The organism is Amycolatopsis sp. DG1A-15b (assembly GCF_030285645.1).
GTDB lineage: Bacteria > Actinomycetota > Actinomycetes > Mycobacteriales > Pseudonocardiaceae > Amycolatopsis.
The window spans coordinates 4499185-4520744 of record NZ_CP127296.1 but is presented as its reverse complement, the minus strand read 5'-3'; the positions used below and the strand labels follow the sequence as shown (position 1 = coordinate 4520744).

At 73.1% G+C, this 21560-nt stretch carries 20 protein-coding genes; 5 read left to right on the top strand and 15 right to left on the bottom strand.

Annotation, left to right across the window (positions count from 1 at the left end; all coding sequences use genetic code 11):
- The first annotated feature begins 25 nt into the window (after window positions 1-25).
- On the top strand, window positions 26-886 hold the full coding sequence (locus tag QRY02_RS20485) for an SDR family NAD(P)-dependent oxidoreductase (RefSeq protein ID WP_285993876.1): 861 nt from the start codon (window positions 26-28) through the stop codon (window positions 884-886).
- On the opposite strand, the gene QRY02_RS20480 is transcribed toward QRY02_RS20485, so the two are convergent.
- The 5 genes from QRY02_RS20480 to QRY02_RS20460 all read right to left on the bottom strand — a co-directional run bounded on the left by QRY02_RS20480 (window position 883) and on the right by QRY02_RS20460 (window position 7176).
- Window positions 883-2355: a hypothetical protein gene (locus QRY02_RS20480; protein WP_285993136.1), complete on the bottom strand. Its 1473-nt coding sequence runs from the start codon at window positions 2353-2355 to the stop codon at window positions 883-885. The genes QRY02_RS20485 and QRY02_RS20480 overlap by 4 nt on opposite strands.
- Complete coding sequence (locus QRY02_RS20475) at window positions 2355-2669, bottom strand: hypothetical protein (RefSeq protein WP_285993135.1); 315 nt, start codon at window positions 2667-2669, stop codon at window positions 2355-2357. Before QRY02_RS20475 ends, QRY02_RS20480 begins: the two co-directional genes overlap by 1 nt.
- Complete coding sequence (locus QRY02_RS20470; protein ID WP_285993134.1) at window positions 2666-3160, bottom strand: YbaB/EbfC family nucleoid-associated protein; 495 nt, start codon at window positions 3158-3160, stop codon at window positions 2666-2668. The genes QRY02_RS20475 and QRY02_RS20470 overlap by 4 nt, the downstream gene beginning before the upstream one ends.
- 163 nt (window positions 3161-3323) lie before the next feature.
- Window positions 3324-3893 carry a DinB family protein gene (locus QRY02_RS20465; protein WP_285993133.1) on the bottom strand — a complete coding sequence of 190 codons (570 nt, stop codon included), beginning with the start codon at window positions 3891-3893 and terminating at the stop codon, window positions 3324-3326.
- 13 nt (window positions 3894-3906) lie between these two features.
- Window positions 3907-7176 (bottom strand): glucodextranase DOMON-like domain-containing protein, encoded by a 3270-nt coding sequence (locus QRY02_RS20460; protein ID WP_285993132.1) that lies wholly within the window; start codon window positions 7174-7176, stop codon window positions 3907-3909.
- 123 nt (window positions 7177-7299) lie between these two features.
- Here QRY02_RS20460 and QRY02_RS20455 point away from each other — a divergent pair, with 123 nt between their 5' ends.
- A complete protein-coding gene (locus QRY02_RS20455; RefSeq protein WP_285993131.1) occupies window positions 7300-7710 on the top strand; it encodes an ATP-binding protein in 411 nt (136 codons plus the stop codon).
- Between the two features lie 6 nt (window positions 7711-7716).
- Here the strand turns inward: QRY02_RS20455 and QRY02_RS20450 are convergent, their stop codons facing one another.
- The 6 genes from QRY02_RS20450 to QRY02_RS20425 form a co-directional block, all read right to left on the bottom strand.
- Complete coding sequence (locus QRY02_RS20450) at window positions 7717-8448, bottom strand: ANTAR domain-containing response regulator (RefSeq protein ID WP_285993130.1); 732 nt, start codon at window positions 8446-8448, stop codon at window positions 7717-7719.
- Between the two features lie 245 nt (window positions 8449-8693).
- Complete coding sequence (locus tag QRY02_RS20445; protein ID WP_285993129.1) at window positions 8694-8996, bottom strand: STAS domain-containing protein; 303 nt, start codon at window positions 8994-8996, stop codon at window positions 8694-8696.
- Window positions 8993-13072: a SpoIIE family protein phosphatase gene (locus QRY02_RS20440; protein WP_285993128.1), complete on the bottom strand. Its 4080-nt coding sequence runs from the start codon at window positions 13070-13072 to the stop codon at window positions 8993-8995. The genes QRY02_RS20445 and QRY02_RS20440 overlap by 4 nt, the downstream gene beginning before the upstream one ends.
- An 85-nt stretch (window positions 13073-13157) precedes the next feature.
- Entirely contained in the window at window positions 13158-13565 is a 408-nt protein-coding gene (locus tag QRY02_RS20435; protein WP_285993127.1) for an ATP-binding protein, read from the bottom strand.
- Window positions 13562-15145: a PP2C family protein-serine/threonine phosphatase gene (locus tag QRY02_RS20430; RefSeq protein ID WP_285993126.1), complete on the bottom strand. Its 1584-nt coding sequence runs from the start codon at window positions 15143-15145 to the stop codon at window positions 13562-13564. Before QRY02_RS20430 ends, QRY02_RS20435 begins: the two co-directional genes overlap by 4 nt.
- The gene (locus QRY02_RS20425; protein WP_285993125.1) at window positions 15145-15525 is read right to left on the bottom strand and encodes an STAS domain-containing protein; all 381 of its coding nucleotides are present in this window, start codon (window positions 15523-15525) and stop codon (window positions 15145-15147) included. The genes QRY02_RS20430 and QRY02_RS20425 overlap by 1 nt, the downstream gene beginning before the upstream one ends.
- 165 nt (window positions 15526-15690) lie before the next feature.
- On the opposite strand from QRY02_RS20425, the gene QRY02_RS20420 reads away from it, so the two are divergent.
- Window positions 15691-16074: an STAS domain-containing protein gene (locus QRY02_RS20420; protein ID WP_285993124.1), complete on the top strand. Its 384-nt coding sequence runs from the start codon at window positions 15691-15693 to the stop codon at window positions 16072-16074.
- A 19-nt stretch (window positions 16075-16093) separates the two neighbouring features.
- Here QRY02_RS20420 and QRY02_RS20415 read toward each other — a convergent pair whose 3' ends face one another.
- Window positions 16094-17311, bottom strand: coding sequence for a PP2C family protein-serine/threonine phosphatase (locus tag QRY02_RS20415; RefSeq protein ID WP_285993123.1), 1218 nt, complete (start codon window positions 17309-17311; stop codon window positions 16094-16096).
- An 81-nt stretch (window positions 17312-17392) separates the two neighbouring features.
- Here QRY02_RS20415 and QRY02_RS20410 point away from each other — a divergent pair, with 81 nt between their 5' ends.
- Both QRY02_RS20410 and QRY02_RS20405 read left to right on the top strand, forming a co-directional pair.
- Window positions 17393-18112, top strand: coding sequence for a histidine phosphatase family protein (locus QRY02_RS20410; protein WP_285993122.1), 720 nt, complete (start codon window positions 17393-17395; stop codon window positions 18110-18112).
- Entirely contained in the window at window positions 18090-18959 is an 870-nt protein-coding gene (locus tag QRY02_RS20405; RefSeq protein WP_285993121.1) for an NAD(P)H-hydrate dehydratase, read from the top strand. Before QRY02_RS20410 ends, QRY02_RS20405 begins: the two co-directional genes overlap by 23 nt.
- A gap of 151 nt (window positions 18960-19110) precedes the next feature.
- On the opposite strand, the gene QRY02_RS20400 is transcribed toward QRY02_RS20405, so the two are convergent.
- Genes QRY02_RS20400 through QRY02_RS20390 form a run of 3 tightly spaced genes read right to left on the bottom strand, consistent with a single transcriptional unit; the run spans window position 19111 to window position 21552 of the window.
- The gene (locus tag QRY02_RS20400; RefSeq protein WP_285993120.1) at window positions 19111-19830 is read right to left on the bottom strand and encodes an SDR family oxidoreductase; all 720 of its coding nucleotides are present in this window, start codon (window positions 19828-19830) and stop codon (window positions 19111-19113) included.
- Complete coding sequence (locus tag QRY02_RS20395) at window positions 19827-20687, bottom strand: oxidoreductase (RefSeq protein WP_285993119.1); 861 nt, start codon at window positions 20685-20687, stop codon at window positions 19827-19829. Before QRY02_RS20395 ends, QRY02_RS20400 begins: the two co-directional genes overlap by 4 nt.
- A gap of 43 nt (window positions 20688-20730) precedes the next feature.
- Complete coding sequence (locus QRY02_RS20390; protein WP_285993118.1) at window positions 20731-21552, bottom strand: helix-turn-helix transcriptional regulator; 822 nt, start codon at window positions 21550-21552, stop codon at window positions 20731-20733.
- Window positions 21553-21560: the final 8 nt, after the last annotated feature.

Below are 21560 nucleotides of genomic sequence, written 5' to 3'. Positions count from 1 at the left end.
CAGCTTGGCACGGGGAGGGGCCGCGTTGCGGGTATTGGTGACCGGGGGCAATGCGGGGATCGGCTACTTCGCCGCCGAGCAGCTGGCTTCGGCGGGCGCGGAAGTGGTGATCGGCAGCCGCGACGCGGTCAAGGCGCGGGCCGCGACCGAGTCGATCCGCTCGCGGGTCCCACAGGCGAAGGTGGAGCACGTCCGGCTGGACCTGGCCGACCTCGGCTCGCTCGAACCGGACGTGGGTGTGCTGGACGCCGTCCTGTGCAACGCCGGCGTGGCCCTCGATGCCCCGCCACGGCGGGAAACCGCGGACGGGCACGAGCTGATGTTCGGCACCAACCACCTCGGCCACTTCGCCCTGATCGCCCGGCTGTGGCCGGTGCTGGCGCCGGCCGCCCGGATCGTCACCACGGGCAGCTTCGCGGCGAAGTCGGCTCACCTCGACTTCGCCGACCTCCAGAGCGAGCGTGACTACCACCCGAAGCGCGCGTACGAGCGGTCCAAGCTGGCCCAGATGCTGTTCGCGCTCGAACTCGACCGCCGGCTGCGGGCGGCGGGCTCCTCGCGGCTCAGTGTGCTCGCCCACCCCGGCGGCGCGCTCGATGCGCTGACACCGTCACGGCCGCCGGTGCACACGCGCACGACCGGTGCGTTCCTGCGCGGCCTCCCGGCGCGCGTGGTGTTGCACGGCAAGGACGCCGGGGCGCGGCCCGCGGTCCGCGCGGTGCTCGGCCCGGACGTCGAGGGCGGCGGGCTGTGGGGCCCGCGCGTGTTCGGCCTGCGCGGCCGGCCGCGGCTCGAACAGCGGTGGGCCAACCTGACCGACGACGCGGCCGCCGCCCGGCTGTGGACGGAAAGCGTGGCGCTGACCGGGCTCGAGCCGCTGGGTTAGGAGTCCTCGTCCCCGCCGGTGACGTTGCCGACGCTGGCGGGCACCCCCTTGATCATGTCGACCACGGTCTTGCCGGCCAGGCCCGACTTGCCGAACCACGGGTCGGTCATCACCTTGATGGCCGACTCGAACTTTTCGGCGCCCTCCTTGCCGAAGAGCTTGCCGAGCTCGTGCACGGAGAAGTTGCTGATCTTGTCGAACTTCTGCATGATCTCGGGCGTCACACCGTCCATTTGGGACAGTTTGGTCTTGATGACATCGGTCATCTGGTCGGTGAACGGCTTGTGCGGCTTGGGTTCCGGGGCAGCCGAAGAAGGCGCGGGTTCGGGCTTGGGCTCGGGCGTGGTGTCCGGTTTGGGCTCGGGCTTGGGTTCCGGGGTCGTCGAGGAGGACGAGGGCGCGGGTTCCGGTTTCGGCTCGGGCTTGGGTTCCGGTGTGGTGTCCGGCTTGGGCTCGGGTTTGGGTTCCGGTGTGGTGTCCGGCTTGGGTTCGGGCTTGGGCTCGGGAGTTGCCGACGAAGGTGTGGTGTCGGGTTTCGGCTCGGGCTTGGGGTCCGGTGTGGTGTCCGGCTTGGGCTCGGGCTTCGGCTCCGGAGTCGCCGACGAAGGCTTGGGGTCCGGTTTGGGTTCCGGCTTCGGTGCCGGTGTGGCGTCCGGCTTCGGGGTGGGCGTCGGCGTGAGGCTGCTCGCCGGGGGCTTGGCCGCCGCCAGGTCGTCGCCCGCCTTGCCCATCTTCGTCAGCGCCTGCAGCAGGTCGCCCAGCTTCTTGGCCAGCTGGGCCAGCTTCGCGCCGATCTTGCCCAGTGCCGTCGCCACCGTGCCGATCGTCGTGCCGATGAAGATCGCGATCGACGCCCCGAACGTCACCGGGGCCAGGGCCGCCGCGATCAGGGCGCCCTTGATGATCGTCGCCAGGAGCATCGCGATCAGGTCGCGGAGGATGCCGCGGAACGCCCCGACGATGCCGCCGGCGATCTTCATGTTCTTGCCGGCCTGGTCGAGGTAGCCGCCGAGGGAACCCAGCTGCTCGGTGACCGCGTCCATGTCCTTCTTGAACTGGTCCGCGGCCTGCCCGCTCCAGTCCTTCATCAGCGTGTCGAGCGCCCGCTGGTGGTCGGCCGACCACTGCTCCAGCTTCTTCTTCTCCGCCGTGAGCGCCTCGCTGGCCGCCGCGATGCCGATCGGGTCGCCCATCAGGATGTCCAGTGGCCACCGCAGGATCGTGATGTGCTCGATGAGCCAGCCGATCCCGGCCGTCAGCAGGCTGCCGATCGGGTCCAGGACCAGGCCGATCGTCTCCAGCGCCATGCCCGCCGCGCCGATGCCGATCGCGACCTGGTCGTTCTCCTTGACGGCCTTGTCCAGACCGGTCGCCGCCTCGAAGAAGCCCGCGCCCGCCGAACGGTTGTCGTCGTCGAACAGTTCGGAACCGTGGAGGCTGACGTCCTTGCTCTGGTAGTCGTCGCCCACTATCCGAACCTCACGATCGAGTTCACGGCGTCTTCTTCGCCCGACTGGTAGCGCTTCGCGGCCTCGGTGACTTTGTCGGCGAGCTCGCCGACGGTCTTGGCGTACTCCCCGAACTGGTGGTGCGCCTTGTCGGTCCAGGTGCTCGCGCCGGCGGCCATCAGCTGGCACGCCGGGTTGATGCCGAACATGCCGGGGTCGCAGACCATGCCGCCGACGAGGTCCGCGGTGCCCTGGAGGTTCTTCTGCAGCTCGTCGAGGTGCCTGCCGAACTCCGTCAGCGGCTCCGACGAGACGCGGAAGCCACCCCCGGTCACCAGGGGTTCGATTCGTCGTCGGGACGGTCGTCGGCCGAGGGGCGCCGCCGCGGCGCGGACGGCGGCGACGGCGGAGCGGGCGGAGGCGGCGGGGTGGTCTCGGCGTTCTCCGGCGCGGCGAAGTCGCCGTCCGGCGGCGGGTCCGGCGGCAGGAAGGACCGGACCATTTCGGTCGACTCACTGTCGCCGTTGATGGTGGCGAAGGAATCCGCGACGGCGCGGGCGGTCTGGCGCTGCGCGTCGCGCACCGCGCCCATGATCGTCGCGGTCAGCCGCGCCGGGCCCAGCTCGCACGCCCGGTGCCCGAGCTCGAGGTTCGTGAGCGCGCCGTTCGGGGCGAGCGTCACGGTGACCGAGCCGTCGCGGGTGCGGACCGTCGCCCCGGCGGTGGAAAGTGCCTCGTTCAGCGCCGCGGCCTTCGACTGCATCTCCCGGACCTGCCGTTCGAGCAGGAGCTGGAAGTCTTCGCCTGGCCCCAGGTTCGGTTGCACGAAATCGACTCCTCGACGCGCCGGCCCACGCGGCCGGATCCCATGAGCGGCAGGTTAGCGCACACCGGATGGCCATCCGGTGTTAGCCGGGAGTGTGCCTGGTTGTCTCCTGGATGGTGCCCCCGGACACCCGATCGGGGCCGGGCCCGGACCGCGCCGACGTCTACTGTGGACCCTCGGCGGCCCTGGCGGCCCGCTCGACCTCCGCGTGGCGGGCCGCCCAGAACTCCGCGTCGCGGTGGCCGTCGGTGGCGAGCGAGCCGTCGAGCTGCTCACGCAGGATGTCGGCGTGCCCGGCGTGGCGGTTGGTCTCGGTGAGCACGTGGACCAGGACGTTGAACAGCAGCACGTCCGGGCGCGGCCACCAGGGCACGTGCCCCGGCGCGTCGATGGCGAGCTCGGTGATCGTCGCGTCGGAGTGGGCCCACACCCGCCGGTAGCGGTCGACGATCTCCGTGCGCGACTCGTGCTCGGTGGCCCACATGTCCGTGCCGCGCGCCTCGGGGTCGTCCCATCGGGGCATCGGCTCGGGGAACGGCCGCCCGAAGATGTCGCCGAAGTACCTCGCTTCGGTCAGTGTCAGGTGCTTGACGAAACCGAGCAGGTTGGTGCCGCTGGCGGTGAGGGGACGGCGGATGTCGTACTCGCCGAGCCCGTCGAGTTTGCCGACCATCTCTTCGCGGATCTCGCGCAGGTCGCCGTGCAGGTAGTTCTTCGCGAATTCGTCGATCATGGCGACCAGCTTGTCAGCCCACGGGCACCCCGCGCACCGAAACCGGACCGGAAGCCGGGTCCAGCTCGGCCTTCTGGTCCACCCCGGACGGCGTCAGCACGTCGAGCGCCTTCGGGGCGGTCGCCGGATCCGCGGTGCAGATCGGCGCCGTCCCGCCGGCCGCGCAGAGGCCGAACGTGTACTGGCCCGCCGTCGGCGTGAACGGCCGGGCCTGGTCGGGGGAGTTGCCGTCCTGCCCGGTGAGCACCACAGCGAACGTCCAGCCCGGCCCCGGCGTCCCGAAGGCCGCTTTCGCCACGCTGACCGTGATGTACCGCGTCGCCTGCGAAGCCTGCACGGACGGCGTGGCCGGCGAAGCGCCCGAAGCGTCGACGAGCGACGGCTCGGCGAAGCCCTGGACCTCGATGCGCCGGCTCCACGCGTCCTGCGGCGCGATCGTGTACGCCCGGCTCGGGAACGGCGCCGCGGTCGACGTCGCCGTCGCGGCCGGGTCGTGCGCGTAGACCGTGAGCAGCTGGGCGCCCAGCGGTGAGCCGAACGTCGGCGACAGGTCGCGAACCTGGGCGCGGAAGACCAGGTTCGTGCCCGAGTCGATGACCTGGAACCGCTGCAGGTCGAACGCGCCCGCGTGGAAGTCGCCCGCGGTGGGGTAGGTGTAGGTGCCCGGGCCGGTGTCGTCGCCGTCCGGGTCGGTCGCGTCGAGCAGGACCGTGCCGGTGACGAAGTCCGAGCTGATCGTCTTCTGCGCGTACCCGGTCCCGGCGCCGGTGGCGGCCGCCGTGACGACGTTCGCGCCGAGCGGCGTCGGCACCGTCGCGCCGAACGTCCCCGCCGCCGAAGCCCGGGTCGACAGCACCGTCGTCGTGCCCGCGTCGGTGGCCGAGACGGCGAGGTCGACGCGGCTGCCGGCGGGCGCGGTGCCGGTAACCCGGGCGGTTGCGGTGGACACCGACGCGGGTGCGTCCAGCGTGACAGTCAAAGCAGGCGGGGCGGAGACGTACCGCGAGCGAACCTCGGCGGGCTGCTCGGGCAGCCGTCCGTCGTCGAGGGCCCTGGCCAGCCGGACCGACTGCGACTGCGCCCAGCTCAGCGGCGCCACCGAGCCGACGGACTGTCCCGGGGTGAAGCCGATCGACGCCGTCTTCGGGTCCGTGCCGTACGGCGCCGCGGGCAGCGCCGGGTTTTCCCAGATCTGCTCGGGGATCAGGCCGGTCCCGCCGGTCTGGGCCCGCATCGCGCGCAGCAGCGCGGCGGCCCCCACCCGGTCGCCGGTCTGCACGGCCTGCTCGCCGCGTTCGCCGGCGAGCACCGGCCACAGGTGCCCGGACCCGGTGTTCGTCGACGGCCAGGGAGCGCCGGTCGGCCCGCAGTTCGTCGGGTCCGGCTCGTAGCAGTCGCCGTAACCGTCCTCGCTGCCCGCCGCCGACGTCCCGTAGCGGTACCAGCCCGGCCCGGCCGGGGTATCCCGCTTGATCACGCGGTCGACCACGCCGAGCGACGCGGCGACGTCCGGGTCGTTCGCGGGCAGCACGCCGAGGCGCGTCAGCTCGAGGAACCCGGCGTCGACGACCGCGCGCTGGTCGGCGTCGACCGAGCCGTTGCCGAGGTTGTAGTTCCACTCCGAGTCCGGATCGCCGTTCTTCGTCAGCCGCAGGAAGTACCGGCCGCCGTAGGGCCCGTTCGAAGTCACCGTCCAGCCCTTGATGCTGCGCTGGAAGTGGTCGGCGGTGGCGCGGTAGACGTTCGCGCGGGCCGGGTCGCCGTTGCGGTCGGCGATCACGCCCGCGGCGACCAGACCGGCGATCTCGGCGGCGATCGTCGAGGGGGAGTAGCCGCCCTGCTCTTCCCAGCGTTCCGAGCCGAACGCGGGCCCGTGTGCGACGACGAAGTCGGCGGCGCCGCGGATGTGCTCGGTGTAGAGCGTGCGGTCGCGGTCGAGCCCGGCCTGCAAGGCCATCAGGATCGGGTACGCGCTCTCGTCGAGCTGGTCACCGCCGGAGTCGGGCGCCTTCTTGCCGTTGAGCAGGGAGTTGCGCGGGAACCGGCCGTCCGGCTGCTGCTGGCGCGCGAACAGCCACCGGACGCTCGCCCGCGCCGTCTCGCGGTCGCCGGCGGCGAGCAGGCCGGAGAAGCTTTCGTAGAGGTCGCGGGCGAAGATCTCGCGGTAGGAGCCGAAGTAGACCGGCTTGCCGCCGGGCGCGTCGCCCGCGGACACCGCTTGGCCCCACGGGCTGCCCAATGACGCGACGACCGCGCCGGGGAACGTCTTGTCCTCGCTGGCCTTGAGCACGTTGACGGACTGGTAGTACGCATCGGGGTGCTGGCCCCGCACCGGGATCAGCCCGTTGTCGTAGTCACGCCATTCGCGCGCGTACTGGCGGTAGCTCTGGTCGAACGGCGTGCGCAGGCTCGCCCCGGCCGTGGAGACGGCGGCGCGCGCGTCGGCGCCGAAGCCGAGCGCCAGCACCGCCGGGCGGCGCGGCTGGAGGTCCAGCTGCGCGGTCTGCACGACGTTGCCGTTCACCGCCGACGGCGTGGTGCCGGTGAGCCGGTGGTCGCGGTCGAGCTGCGCCAGGCCGTCGCCCGCGGTACCGGCGAAGCCGCTGGAGGTGGCCAGGAACCGGCGGTCGGCGCGCAGCGCGGCGGCCAGTGGGGTGCCGTAGTCGCGGGCCGGGGCGCTGGACACGGTGTTCGTGTCGGCGCTGACCAGCGCGGACGTCGCCGCGTCGACCGTGGCGGTGTCGCCGCCGCCGTTGGCCGGGCCGCCCCCGCCGTTGCCGTTGACGCTCGCGTCGAACCGCACGTAGACCTTGAGATCCCGCCCGGAGTCGCGCAGCGGCTCCAGCCGGGTGCGGATGAGCACGCCGGTCCGGGCCGGGTCGGCCAGGTATTCGGTGACCAGCCGGTACCGCCCGCTGCGCGGGGTCGACGTCACCTCGCAGGCCATCCCGCCCGCGCTCGTGCGGACCGTGTAGGTCATGTCGCGCGCCTGCAGGTCGGTGAAGCTGCGCCCGTCGGTGACGGCGAACTGCAGCGTTTCGACGTTCGTGTTGTCGATCACCGGCGCGTAGACGTCGGAGAGGACGCCGCCCGCCACGGTGAACCACGCCTTGCTCGTCGTGTTCCGCGCGGTGCCCAGGCAGTCCTTGCGGGCCAGGCCGAAGTGCGAGACGGCACCCGGTCCGGGCGCCGCGGTGGCCGCGTCGGCTGTGTCGGATACAGCGGGCACGAGGGTCGCGGCCAGCACCGCGCACAGCACCACGGACGACGTCGACCGAATCATCCGCCCATCCGACCACGGCCGCCCCGGCGCGCACCAGGTCCGAACGGCGCCAGGGCGGCTTTACCGGTGATTGAGAATCCGAACCGGTGGGTAGCAAACCTGAAATCCCCCGAGGAGGTGAACGTGGAAGAGCTGGGATCGGACGGATGGCGGTACCGCGGCACGATTTCGCCACGGACGTTGCCGAGCCTGCGCCGGCACCTGGTCTCGTGGTTGCGCCGGCGCGCCGGCGACGAGGTCGGGCGGCAGGCCGACGACGTCGTGCTGGCCTGCTGGGAAGCGATGGCCAACGTGCTCGGCCACGCTTACCACGGGCGGCCGGGGCTGATCGACGTCCGCGCCCGGATCGACCAGGACGTGCTGATCGTCACCGTCGCCGACCAGGGCCGCTGGGAGTCGGTGGCCGAGCGGGCGGACGGTGGCCGCGGGCTGCGCCTGATCCAGGCACTGGTGGACGGGCTCGACCTCCGCTCGACCGACAACGGCACGGTCATCACGCTCACGTGGCCGTTCCCGGCCCGCCGCAGCGCCTGACCGGCCTCAGGGCGAGGCCGTCGACGACAGGTCTTCGACGAACCGGGTCGCGACGTCCCGGAGCTTCACGTTGGTGCGCTGCGATTCCACCACCAGCCGCTTCATGGCGTCGTCGGCGCTGATCCGGTGCACGGCCATCAGGATGCCCTTGGCCTGCTCGATCACCGCCCGGGACCGCATGGCCGTCTCGAGGTCGGTGGTGCGCTGCCGGGCCTGGCGGTAGCGCCGGGTGGTGCGCAGCCCGAACGAGACGACCGTGGTGTAGAGCTGCAGCAGCCGCGAGTCGGTCTCCGCGAATCCGTGGTCGCCGTAGCCGAAGAGGTTCAGGGCCCCGGAAAGGCGTTCGTCGACGCGCAGGGGCGCGGCGAGGTAGCTGCCGACACCGAGCCCGCGGGCGTGCGTGGTGAACTCCGGCCACTCCTGCCCGGCGGTGACCAGCGGCACCCGGACGACCTCGCCGGTCTCCGCCGCCTGCAGGCACGGCCCCGCGCCCGCCGCGTACTGGGCGCGGTCGATCTCGACGGCGCGTTCGTCGGTGAAAGCCGCGGTCGCCGGCTCGCCGTCCCGGATCGCGGTGATGCTGGCCATGTCGGCGCCCGGGATGGCCCGGACGGCTTCGGCGCAGACGGCGTCGAGGATTTCCGCCTCGGCGGGTTCGGTCTCCAGCGCATCGGTGAGGTCCGCCATGGCGGCGGTCAGCTCGTCGAGGTGCGCGGACGGGATCGGCTCACCAGTCACTCGGTCATCTCCGTCCTCGACGGCTGCGGCGCGTGCGGAACCGCTGCTGCTTCAACGGAACGGCAGAACCTTACCCGCGTTCGGTGCGTCTTCCGCAACATCGAAGGGGGCGGTGGCTCCGGCCCGGCGCTCACTGCTGAACGTCGTGGGTTGGGCGCCGGGGCCACCTGGCGACGGTCGGCAGCACAACCCACCCGGCAGCCGTCGCTGCGTTCCGCTTACCCCGTGTGCCCGCGGTCAACCGTTCAGCGGATCATGACCTTCACGACTTGGGTGAGCCCCGACACCCGCAGCACCCGGTCGAGCAGCCGCGGGGCGACCAGCCGCAGGTCGTGTTCGGTGGCCCGGTCGAACAGCACCGCGACACCGGCGCTGTCGAGGTAGGCCACCCCGGTGAGGTCGACGGTGACGGTGGGCCCCGCCGACAGCTCTCGATCCAGCGCCGAGCCGAAGTCCGCGGCGTTGCTCATGTCGATCTCACCCGTGACGGTCAGGACCCGTTCCCCGTCTTCGCCCGGGGCGCTGACCAGCGTGAGTGCCGTCGTCACGAACCGATCCTCCATTCCAGCGTGACGGTGGTCCCGGTGGCGTCGCGCCGGAAGCCGACCGCGTCGGCCAACGCTTCCATCATCGGCACGCCGCGCCCGCGCAGCACGTGGTTGTCCGGCGGCGGCGGTCGCCAGTTGCCCCGGTCGGTCACCGTGACGACCAGGTGCGGTCCGGTGAGCCGGGCCGTCAGGCGCGCGGTCGCCGCGGTGCCGTCGCGGTAGGCGTGCTCGACGGCGTTGGCACAGGCCTCGCCCGCCGCGACGAGCACGTCCTGGGCGAGGTCCGGCTCGAGGGCCGCGTTCTCCAGCCAGGCGCGCAGCCACTGCCGGGTCGAGGCGAGGTGGTCCGGGTGCGCGGCGAACTCGAAGTCCAGCGCGGGGACCGACCGGCGGTAGAGCAGCAGCGCGACGTCGTCCTCGTAGCCCTCGGCCGGGCGGAGCCGGTCCATCAGGGCGGCCGCCAGCTCGCCGAGCTCCGCGTCCCGCGTGTCGTGGGCGACCGTGGTGGCCCGGCCCATGCCGTCGTCGAGCGACTCGCGGCGGCGCTCGACCAGCCCGTCGGTGTAGAGCATCAGCAGCGAGCCGATCGGCACGATCGCGGTGGCTTCCGGACGCGGCGCCGTGGCGCGGACGGCCAGCGGCAGGCTGCCGCCCTCGTCGAGGAACTCCGCCGTGCCGTCGCGGTGGACGAGGGTGGCGGGCGGGTGCCCGGCGCTGCTGTAGGTGAAGGTGCCGTTGGCCGGGTCGAGCACCCCGCAGAAGACGGTGGTGCACAGCGCGCCCGGCAGCCGTACGGCGAAGCGGTCGAGCGCGCTGAGCGTGTGCGCCGGGCTGCTGGCTTCCAGCAGCAGCGCGCGGCACGCGCTGCGGAGCTGGCCCATCACCGCGGCCGCGGCGAGTCCCCGGCCGACGCAGTCGCCGACGACGATGCCGATCCGGTCGCCGGCCAGCGGGACGACGTCGTACCAGTCGCCGCCGACCTCCAGGGGCGGGTTCGCCGGCTCGTAGCGCACCGCGAAGCCGTCGGGGAGCCGGGCCGGGCCGAGGATCGAGCGCTGCAGCGCGAGGGCGACCTCTCGCTGCCGGTCGTCGCGGTGGGCGCGGCGCAGGGCGTGCGCGAGGGTGCCGGCCAGCAGCGCCAGCAGCGTCCGGTCTTCGGTGCCGAGCGGGCGGCCCGGCGCGGGTTCGACCCAGAGGGTCAGGCGGCCGCCGGGGTGGTCGACGGTGGTGCCCGCGCCGCGCTCGGCCGGGGTCGCGTGCAACGCCGGGAGCGAGCGGACGTGGCCGAGGGTCTCGCGCAGCGGCGCGGCGAGATCCGCCCAGCGCCGGTCGGCGGGGTCGGTGGACGCGAGTTCCGGCTCGCCGTCCCGTGGCCAGGTCACCGCGAGGACGCGCTGGGCGCCCCACAGCTCGCGCAGCAGCTCGAGCCCGGTGCGGAGCACCTCCGGGACCCCGCTGATCCCGGCCAGGCGCTGGTTCATCGAGGCGAGCGCGCTTTCGCGCTGCACGGCGTAACGCTCGGCCGTCACGTCGCGGATCGTGCCGACCAGCCGGCGGCGGCCCTCGTCGTCGTGCAGCTCGTTGTAGGCGACCGCGGCCCACACCCGGTGCCCGGCCCGGTGCCGCAACGGCAGCACGAAGCTGCCGGCCGGCTCGTCGCGCGCGCGACGGAGGGCGCCGGAGACCTGCTCGTGGGCGGCGGGGTCGGTGTCCCGGTCCGGCCACCACGGGAACGGCGGAGCGTAGGGCAGCCCGCCGGTGCCGAAGCCCAGCAGTTCGGTGAACGCGGTGTTGATCTCGACGACCCGGCCCTCGGCGTCGGCGACGAAGAAGCCCTCCTGCAGCGAGTCGATCATCGCCGCGCGCCACCGGGCGTGGTGCGTGCGCAGCCTCGCCAGCTGGATGGTCGTGCGGACGCGGGCTAGCAGCTCCCGCGCGGAGAACGGCTTCACGAGGTAGTCGTCGGCCCCGGCGGCCAGCCCGTCGACGGCGGCTTCCTGGCCGGCCCGCGCCGACAGCAGCAGCACGGGCACGGCGGCGGTGCGCGGGTCGGCGCGCAGCTCGGCGAGCAGGCCGAGGCCGTCCAGCCGCGGCATCATGACGTCGCTGATGATCAGCTCGGGCGGCTCGGCGCACGCGGCGGCGAACGCCTCGACGCCGTCGCGCACCTCGGTCACCGCGTAGTCGTCGCGCAACAGCCGGACGAGGTAGTCGCGCATGTCGGCGTTGTCGTCGGCGACCAGCACGCGGGCGCCTGCTGCCGCGGCGGGCGCGGGCGGGGTGGACCGGTCGCCGTCCGGCAACCAGCGCAGGGCCTCCTGCACGTACGGTTCCGCGGATTCCGCGGTGAGCTGTCCGGTCGTGGCTTCCTCGACGACGTGCTCGGCGGGCAGGTGCCTGCTGCCCAGCGGGACCCGGACCCGGAACGTCGTCCCGGCGCCCGGCGTGCTTTCCACGGCGACGCTGCCGCCGTGCATGCCGACGAGCTCGCGCACCAGCGCCAGGCCGATGCCGCTGCCCTCGTTCGACCGAGCCCGCGCCGACGGGATCCGGTGGAACCGCTCGAACAGGCGCGGCAGCTCGGCGGCGTCGATCCCGATCCCGGTGTCGGACACCGCGATCACGGCGTGCCCGCCGCCCTGGGTACAGGCGACCCGGATTGTGCCGTCGAAGGTGAACTTCACCGCGTTGGACAGCAGGTTGAAGACGACCTTCTCCCACATCCCGCGATCGACGTACACCGGCTCGCTCGACGGACCGCAGTCGACCTCGAACGCCAGCCCGGCGCGTTCGACCGCGGCGCGGAAGACGCTCGCCAGCTCCGCGGTGATCGCCGGAAGGTCGACCGGCTCGAAGCGCGCCTGCATCCGGCCGGCTTCGATCCGGGAGAAGTCGAGCAGGTTGTTCACCAGCCGCCCCAGCCGCAACGCGTTGCGCTGGATGACGTCGAGCTCCTCCCGCACCCGCTCGTCGGCGCCGTCCAGCGCGACCCGCAGCTCGGCCACGGGGCCCAGGATGAGGGTGAGCGGCGTCCGGAACTCGTGGCTGATGTTGGCGAAGAACGTGGTCTTCGCCGCGTCCAGCGCGGCCAGTTCCTCGGCGCGCTGCTGCTGGACCTGGTAGGCGATCGCGCCGTTGACCAGCGCCGTCGTCTGCTGGGCGACCAGCCCGAGGAAGGTCCGGTAGGGCTCGTCGAGCGCGCGCCCGGCGCTCGCCGCCAGCACGATCACGCCGACGGCCGCGTCCCCGGCGTCGCCGGGCAGCGGCAGCACCATCGCCTCGGTGGGCGGGGTGGACCAACCGCCCGCGGGCAGCTCGCCGAACGCGCCGCCCGACACCGTCCGCGGGACCCCGTCGGCCAGCGCGTCCTCCAGCGGCCAGGCGGCCGCGTCACCCGCGCCTTCGCCGCCGGGGGTGACGGCCGCGAGCGCGAGGCGGCTGTCGCCGTCGCGGATGTGGATCGCGGCGTACGGGACGTCGGCGCCGGCCCGCCCCAGCACCCCGGCGACCAGCTCGCAGGCCTCACCCACGCTGCGGGCGAGGCCCGCCTGGGCGCTGAGTTCCCGCAGTGTCGCCAGCCGGCGGGCGCCGATCACGCGCTCGGTCGTGTCCGAGACCGCGGTGAACACCGCCCGGACGACGCCTTCGTCGTCGTGCACCGGGCTGTAGGAGTACGTCCAGTAGGTCTCTTCCCAATAGCCGTGCCGGTTCATCGGCAGCAGCAGGTCCTCCGACCAGGTCGCCTCGCCGGTGGTCATCACGCTGTCCAGCATCGGGCCGATGATGTGCCAGATCTCGCCCCAGACCTCGGCGCCCGGCTTGTCCAGCGCCGGGTGCTTGCTGCCCAGCAGGGGGAGGTACGCGTCGTTGTAGAGGAACCGCAGTTCCGGTCCCCACCAGACGATCATCGGGAAGCGGGAGGTGAGGCAGATCCGCACGGCGGTCGTCAGGCTCGCCGGCCAGTCCCGCGGTGCACCGAGCGGGGACGACGCCCAGTCGAAGTCCCGCATCCGGGCGGCCATCCGGCTGGTCCCGGGAAACACGGCGCGGTGGCCGGCCTCTTCCCCGACGCTCATCACACTCCAGGTTCACGCGGCCCGGGCCGAGCCTACTCGACCGGCGACCGCCGCGCCGGATGCCCGGGGACGCGGCGGGCCGGTTTCAGCCGGTCAGCCAGGTCATCGTGACGGTGGTGCCGTCGTCGCGGTGCACCTGCGCGCTGTGGTCGGCGAGGGTGTCGATGAGCCGCAGGCCGCGGCCCCGCAGCCCGTCCGAGGCGGCCGGCGGCCGCCAGGTGCCGTAGTCGGTGACCGTCACGGTCAGCCGCCCGAACTGTGCTTCGGCCCGGATGTCGACCGCGCCGGCTTCCCCGGCGGGGTAGGCGTGCTCGGCCGAGTTGGCCATCGCCTCGTAACCGGCGAGGACGACGTCCTCCCGCCGTTCCAGGCTCAGGTGCAGCGTGGCCAGCCACCGGGCGAGTGCTTGGCGCAGGTCGGGCAGCCGTTCGGCGATCGCGGCCGCGCGCCGGTGGAACGAGGCCGGGGGGCCTGGTGGGAGGGGGTCCGTCATGGGGTGTCCTCTCCGCGGTGGCGCACGTGGATGACGGCGATGTCGTCGTCGTGCCGTCCGCGCGTCAGTTCGTCGACGAGCTTGTCCCACGCCGTTTCCAGGTCGGTCGCGGTCAGCAGTCCGGGGATACCCGCCAGGAGCCATTCGATGCCCAGGGTGAGGTCCCGAGTGCGGCTTTCGACCAGCCCGTCGGTGTAGAGGACCAGGTCCGCGCCTGCCGGGAAGCCCGCGGTGCGCTGCGGGAAGGCCGAGCCGACGCCCAGCGGCTGCGCCAAGGCCTCGCCGATCTGCTCGGGCGATTCGCCCGGGCGGACCAGGATCGCGGGCAGGTGGCCGGCGTTCGCGTAGACCAGGGTGTCGTCGGCCGGCCGGTGAACCGCGTAGAAGCAGGTCACGAAGCTTTCGCCGAACAGCCCGCCGGTCAGTTCGGAGACGTTGCGCAGCACCTCCGACGGGGGCAGCTCCAGCAGGGCGTAGCTGCGGATGGCCGTCCGGACCTGGCCCATCACCGTCGCGGCGGTGACGCCGTGGCCGACGACGTCGCCGATGACGAACGCGGTGTCGCCGGACGGCAGCCGGATCACGTCGAACCAGTCGCCGCCGACCTTGCTCCCGGTGGCCGCGGGCAGGTACCGGGTGAGCACGTCGAGGCCCGGGGTGGGCGGGGCGACCGGCAGCATGCTGCGGGACAGTTCCGTGGCGAGGGTGCGCTCGCGCTCGTAGAGCCGGGCGTTGTCCAGCGCGATGGCCGAGTAGGCGGCGATGCCTTCGGCGAGGAATTCGTGCCGGGCGGTGAACCGGCCCGGCTCGGGGTGGCCGAAGAAGAACCCGCCCAGCACCTCGCCGGAGGTCGGGCTGATCACCGAAACGGCCAGGTAGCTGCACACGGGCAGGTGCCCTTCCGGCATCCCGTGGTGCGGCGCGTTCTTCCCGAACCGCGGGTCTTTCGTGATGTCGGGGCTGCGCACGGTGCCGATGCCGTCGAAAGTCGGCCCGAACACCTCGGTGTTGCGCGGCATCGGGAACCGGGCGAAGGCCTCGCGCGGCACGCCCGAAATCGTGTACAGCGTGTACGACTCGCCGAGTTCGTCGATCAGGTTGTAGAAGAACGCGCCGAAGCCGGCTCCGGTCGCTTTCGTGGCCGCGTCGGTCGCGTCCTGGACGATCCGGTCGATGTCGAGCTGCGCGGTCAGTTCGCGGCCCGTGGAGTGCAGCGCGTCGAGGACCGCGGCTTCGCTCCGCAGCCGCCGGACGGTGGCGGCCAGGTCGGCGGTCGCGGCCTCGATGGCGGCGGCGACGGCCGGAGGACCTTCGCCGATCTTCTCAGTGGTGTAGACCAATGCGCCATGCTCGCCGCCGTCGGCCGCGACGGCGATCGCGTGGGTGATCTCGTTGTCCGGCACCAGGTCCGCGAGGAGCGCGCGATCCGTCACCGACAGTGCGATGTGGTCGCCGAGCACCGCCCGCACCTCGGCCGGGCCGAGGGGGCGGACCGCGGTGGCCACCGGAGCGCCGTCGCCGCCGGCGAAGGCCCCGCGCACGGCGTCGAGGAGCGCGTCGAATTCCGGCCGGGACGTCATCAGGGTGCCAGTGCTTCGGACAGCGACGGGTAGATGGCGAGTTCGTCGACCAGCCGGGTCAGCTGCAGCGGGCGCAGGGTGATCCGGCCGGTGGCCACCACCCGCAGCGGCGCCGACGCGGTGGGCCCGCGGTGCACCCGGACGAGTTCGGCCATGCCCGCCGAAGCCAGGAAGGTGACGCCGGTCAGGTCGATGACGACCAGCGCCGGCCGCAGCCGCGCCGCGCGTTCGGCCAGCTGGCGCAGTTTCGGTGCGAGCGCGAGGTCCAGGGCACCGTCGACGCGCAGGACGGCCGTGCCGTCCCGGTTCTCCAAGGCCACCGACCCCGCCGACCCCGCCGCGTCGCCGAGTGAGTCCCCGGTCACGTCCCGTTCGCCCATGGCGTTCATCTTGCCTGCTCGGGGACGCGGCAGAAAGCCGAGGGGGCACTGAGACGGCGGCGTGCCGCCGGGACAGGCATGATTGACAGCGGTTGAGCAGACAGCCTTCGTGATCACGCACGCCCACCGCATCCCGGTGAGCTGCCGGAGGCGAGGAGAATCGCCATGACCGAGCACACCCACCTTGAAAGCTCGGCCACCGCTGTGCCGTTCGGGGAGTTCCGGATCGCCCGAACGGAGCAAGGAGACGCGGTTGTCGTCGAAGTCGCGGGGGACGTGGACACGACCACCGCGCCGGCGCTCGTGCAGGCCGCCGACGAAGCGCTGGTGGAGCAGCCGCCGGTGCTGGTGGTCGACCTGAGCCGCGTCGAGTTCCTCGCTTCGCCGGGCCTGACCGCCTTGCTGACGATCCACCGCAACGCCGGCACCGCCACCGCGGTGCGGATCGTCGCGTCCGGCCGGGCCACCCTGCGCCCGATCCAGCTGACCGGGCTCGAGGAGAGCCTCTCGCTGTTCCCGACCCGTGAGGCGGCGCTGGCCGCGTCCTGATCGTGCCGTCCCGGCCGCGTCAGCTGCCGGCCGGGACGCGCCGGAGGGCGAGCAGGGCGACGTCGTCCTGGGCCGCCCGGTGGCCGATCATCGTGGCCATGACCTGCGCGCAGACCCGCTCGGGCTCCCCGGCGCGCACGGCTTCCGCCAGTTGCCGCATCCCGACGTCCACCGGGCGGTCCCGTCGCTCGACCAGCCCGTCGGTGTAGAGCACCAGCACGCTTTCCGGTGGCAGGTCGATCACGGTCGTGCGCCGTTCGGGCTCGCCGATGGTCAGCCCGATCGGGGGATCCGGGGGAACCTCCACCAGCCGGCCGGCTTCGCCGGGGAGGGCAAGCACCGGGGGCAGGTGGCCGGCGAGCGACAACGTCAGCGCCTCGCGGGCCGGGCCGATGATCCCGTAGGCCACCGTCGCCATCGCGCCGTGTTCGAAGTGGTTGGCCTTGCGGTCGAGCTTGGCGAGCACCTCGGCGGGGCTTTCGCAGTCGAGGGCGTAGGCGCGCAGGGCACTGCGCAGCCGGCCCATGATCACGGCCGCGTCGAGGCCGTGCCCGGAGACGTCGCCCATCACCACGCCGAGCCGGTCACCCGGCAGGGAGAACAGGTCGTACCAGTCCCCGCCCAGCCCGGTTTCCGCACCCGGCACGTACCGGGCGCCGAAGTCCAGGCCGGGCACCTCGGGCAGGCTGCTGGGCAGCAGGCTGCGCTGCAGCGCCATGGTGGCGGTGCGGTTCTCCTCCAGCGCCTCCACCTGGATCGCCATCGCGAGGCGGTCGGCGAGCAGCTGCATCGTGGCCACTTCGGGCTCGCCGAACTGCCGGGGCACCACGGAGCCGACGTGCAGCACGCCGACGAGCTCGTTCCCGGCCACCATGGGCACGCCGAGCATGGAGCGCAGGCCGCGTTCCCACAGCAGGGAGTTCACGACGGTGGATTCGTCGACGTGGTCGAGGATGACGGGGGCCCGCTCGAGCGCGACCCGGCCGGCGAACCCGCTGCCCACCGGCACCCGCACGCCCTGGTGGACCTCCTCTTCGATGCCGGCCGCCGCGGTGGCCACGAGCTGACGGCCGTTGGCCTGGTACCGCAGCACGGTCGCGGTGTCGACCGCCATGGCGTCGCGCAGGCGCCGCAACGTCTCGGTGAGCAGCTCGGTCAGGCCGAGGTGCTCGGCCGGCGCACCGATGATCGCCTCCAGCTGCTGCAGCCGGTTCTGGGCGTCGAGACTTCGCGACATGGCACGACCCTAGCCTCGACTCCTTTGCGGGCCTAACCATCCCGGGTTTCGACGGCGGGTCTCCCGGGGTAACAGTCCGGCGTGAACGTCGACTTGGACTGGGTGGGTGTGCTGCGGCACGGTCAGAGCGCCGGAAACGTGGCCAGGGAAGAGGCGGAGTCGGCCGGCGCGGACGTGATCGACATCGCCGAACGCGACGCCGACGTACCGCTGACGGATCTGGGGCGAGAGCAAGCTTCGGCGGCGGGGAAGTTCCTCGCGGAGCGACCACCGGACGTCGTCATCACCTCCACCTACCGCCGTGCCTGGGACACCGCCCGCCTGGCCGCGCCCGAAGGGGTGACGATCATCCCGGACGAACGGCTGCGCGACCGCGAGCTCGGCGTGCTGGACCTGCTGACCTCGCACGGCGTCGGCGAGCGGTGGCCCGACGAGCTGCGGCGCAAGCGGCGGCTCGGCAAGTTCTACTACCGGCCGCCGGGCGGCGAGTCCTGGGCGGACGTCGTGCTGCGGCTGCGGTCCCTGCTCACCGAGCTGAGCGTGGAACACGCCGGAAAGCGCGTTCTGCTGGCCGCCCACGAGATGACCGTCTTCGCCCTGCGTTACCTGCTCGAAGGGCTGCCCGAGCCCGATCTGCTGCGCGCCGCCGACGCCACCGAGGTCCCGAACGGCTCGGTGACGGCCTGGGAACGCGACTCCGACGGCGGGTTCACGATGGTGCTGGCCCAGGAAGTCGGCCACCTGCACGCCACCGGCACCCCACCGACGGAAGACGACGATGCCGCACAGCAGCTCTCCTGACCCGGCGCCGATCAGCCCGGCCCTGCTGCGGGACTGGCGGGTCGGCGCGGAAGACCGCGGGACCGTGCTCGTCGTCGGCGGCGCCCGGACCGTGCCGGGGGCGCCGGCGCTGTCCGGCACCGCCGCCCTGCGCGCCGGGGCCGGCACGCTGCAGCTGGCGGTCGCCGAACGGCACGCGACGGCGATCGGGGTCTCGGTGCCCGAGTCGTCGGTGTTCGGGCTGCCGGAGACCGGCACCGGCGCGATCGCCGCCGACGCCGCCGACCGGCTGGCCGAGGTGCTCCCCGACGCCGGCACCGTCGTCGTCGGCCCCGGCCTCACCGGCGCTTCGGAGACCGAAGAGCTGCTGCGGAGCCTGGTGCCCGCCATCGCCCCGGACGCGCGGGTGGTCCTCGACGCGTTCGCGCTCGGCGCGCTGAGCCGGGACCCCTCGCTCGCCGAACCCCTGGCGGGCCGGCTCCTCCTCACCCCGAACCGGGTCGAAGCCGCTTTCCTCGACGGCTGCGAGGAAAAGGACGTCGACGACCTGGAAACGGCGGTGCGGATCGCCCGGCGCTACGGCGGCGTGGTGCTGCTCATGGGTGTCGTCGCCGCGCCGGACGGCCGGGTTTGGCGCGACGGCAGCGGTCACGTCGGCCTGGCCACATCCGGCAGCGGCGACGTCCTGGCCGGGCTGACCGGCGGCTTCCTCGCCCGCGGCGCGGCCGTGGACCAGGCCGCCTGCTGGGCGACGCACGTCCACGCCGTGGCCGGCCAGCGGTTGATCCCGGACACCGGCAGCACCGGCCTGCTGGCGCGGGAACTGGTGGCCGAGATCCCGCGGGTCATCGCCGAACTGGAGCGCTGAGCCGTGTCGACCCGCCGATCACGCGTGTCGACCTCCTGATCACGCGTGTCGACCCCGTAATCACGCCGAGCCCCTCCGGACGCTGTGCCGGAAGGGACGACACGCGTGATGGAAGGGTCGACACACGTGATTGAGGGGACGACACGGCGGTTCAGCGCTGGGTGGTGGGCCGCACGATGATCTCGTTGACGTCCACGCCCTCCGGCTGCCCGATCGCGTAGGAGACGGCCCCGGCGATCGCGTCCGCCGGGAGGGTCACCGCGCGGTAGGCGCGCATCGCCTCCTGGGCGCCGGGCTCGGTGATGGTGTCGGCCAGCTCGGACTCGGTGACGCCGGGGGAGACCGTCGTCACGCGGATGCCGGGGTCGGCTTCCAGGCGCAGGCCTTCGGTGATCGCCCGGGCCGCGTACTTGGTGCCGCAGTAGACCGCCGCCGTCGGCACCACTTCGTGCGCACCGGTGGAGGCGATCGTCACGAAGTGCCCGCCGCCTTGGCGCCGGAAGTGCGGCAGGGCCGCCGCGATGCCGTGCAGCAGGCCGCGGACGTTGACGTCGATCATCCGGTCCCACTCGTCGACGTGCCGGGAAGCCAAACGCGACAACGGCATCACACCCGCGTTGGCGACGAAGACGTCCAGCCGTCCGTGCGCTTCGACGGCGGCGTCGGCGAACGCGGCGACGTCCGCGCGGTCGGTGACGTCGAGGCGGTGCACGTCGGCGGTGCCGCCGGTGTCGTGGATCTCCTTCGCCAGCTCGGCCAGCCGGTCTTCCCGGCGGGCGCCGAGCACGACGTGGTGACCTTCGCGGGCGAGGCGCAGCGCGGTCGCGCGGCCGATGCCGCTGCTGGCGCCGGTGATCAGGACGGTTTTCACGGGGTTCCTTCCGGGAAGTCGGCGGCGAGGGTGGTCTCGCGCCAGGTGTCGAAAGTGGCGCGGAGGGTGTCGAGGCGGGCGGTGGCGATGTCGTAGGCCGCCCGGCCGAGGAGCAGGCGCAGCGGCGGTTCGTCGCTGCCGACCGCGGCGAGGATCGCCTCGGCCGCGCGGGCCGGGTCGCCCGGCTGCCGCCCGTACGTCGCGAGCGTCGCTTCCCGGCGGGCGCCCGCGGTCTCGGCGTAGTCGTCGATGCGGATCGCCGACTGCCGCATCGAGGGACCGGACCAGTTGGTGCGGAACGCGGCGGGCTCCACGATGGTCACCTTGATGCCCAGCGGCGCCACCTCCGCGGCCAGGGACTCCGAAAGCCCTTCCACGGCGAACTTCGTCGCGTGGTAGTAGCCGGTGGCACCGAACGCGGCCAGGCCGCCGAGGGACGACACGGTGACGATGTGGCCGCGGCGGCGCGCCCGCATGCCCGGCAGGACCGCGCGGGTGACGTCGGCGAGGCCGAAGACGTTGGTGTCGAACAGGTTGCGGATCTCCTCGTCCTCGCCTTCCTCGACCGCGGCGAGGTAGCCGTAGCCGGCGTTGCCGACCAGGACGTCGATCCGGCCGAACGTCGTCTCGGCCCGCTTCACGGCGTCGACGACCTGGGCGTGGTCGGTGACGTCGAGCGGCAGGGCCAGCGCGCGGTCGCCGTGGCGGCCGGCGAGGTCGGCGACCCGCGCCGGATCGCGGGCGGTCACGACCGCCGACCAGCCGCGGTCGAGCACGGCCTCGGCCAGTGCCCGGCCGAGGCCGGTGGAGCAGCCGGTGATGAAGAAGACAGGGTTTTCGGGCAGGTTTTCGGGCACGACGAAGTACTCCGTCCCTTGTGGATGGCTGGGGAAAGGTGGTTCAGGAGGCGGCGAGACTGCCCAGCAGGGCCAGCGCCGCTTCCGACGGGCTGCCCGGCTCGGCTTGGTAGACGATCAGCTGCTGGCCCGGGGCGCTGTTGACGGTCAGCGCCTCGTAGCTCAACTCCAGCTCGCCGACCAGCCGGTGCCGGAACCGCTTGGTTTCGTGGGTCTTCTGCCGGATGTCGTGGCGCGCCCACAGCCGGCGGAAGTCCGCGCTCTTGACCGACAGCTCGCCGACGGTGTCGATGAGCTGCGGGTCGTCCGGGTCGAGCCCGGCGGCCGCCCGCAGGCCGCCGACCGTGTTCACGGCCACGCGCTCCCACTCCGGGTAGAACTCGCGGGCGTCCGGGTCGAGGAACACCAGCCGGATCAGGTCGCCACTGTGGGCGTGCCCGGCGAACAACGCCTGGCCCAGCGCGTTGTGCGCGAGCACGTCGAGACAGCGGCCGAGCACGAGCGCGGGCGTGTCCGGCCAGCCGTCCATCAGGCGCAGCAGGTTCGGGCTGACCCGCTCGGGCCGCCGGGCACGCCGCCGGCGTCCGGGCGCCGGCCGGGCGAGCCGGTGCAAATGGGCCGATGCATCCTCGTCCAGCGCCAGCCCGCGGGCGAGCGCGTCGACGACCTGCGCCGACGGGTTCCGCTCCCGGCCCTGCTCGAGCCGGACGTAGTAGTCGGTGCTGACCCCGGCCAGCAGTGCCACCTCCTCGCGGCGCAGGCCCGCCACCCGGCGTGACCCGCCCGGAGGCAGGCCGAGTTCCGCGGGCCCGACCTGTTCACGGCGGGCCCGGAGGAACTCCCCGAGGGCGTTGTCCTTGACCATGCTCCGAG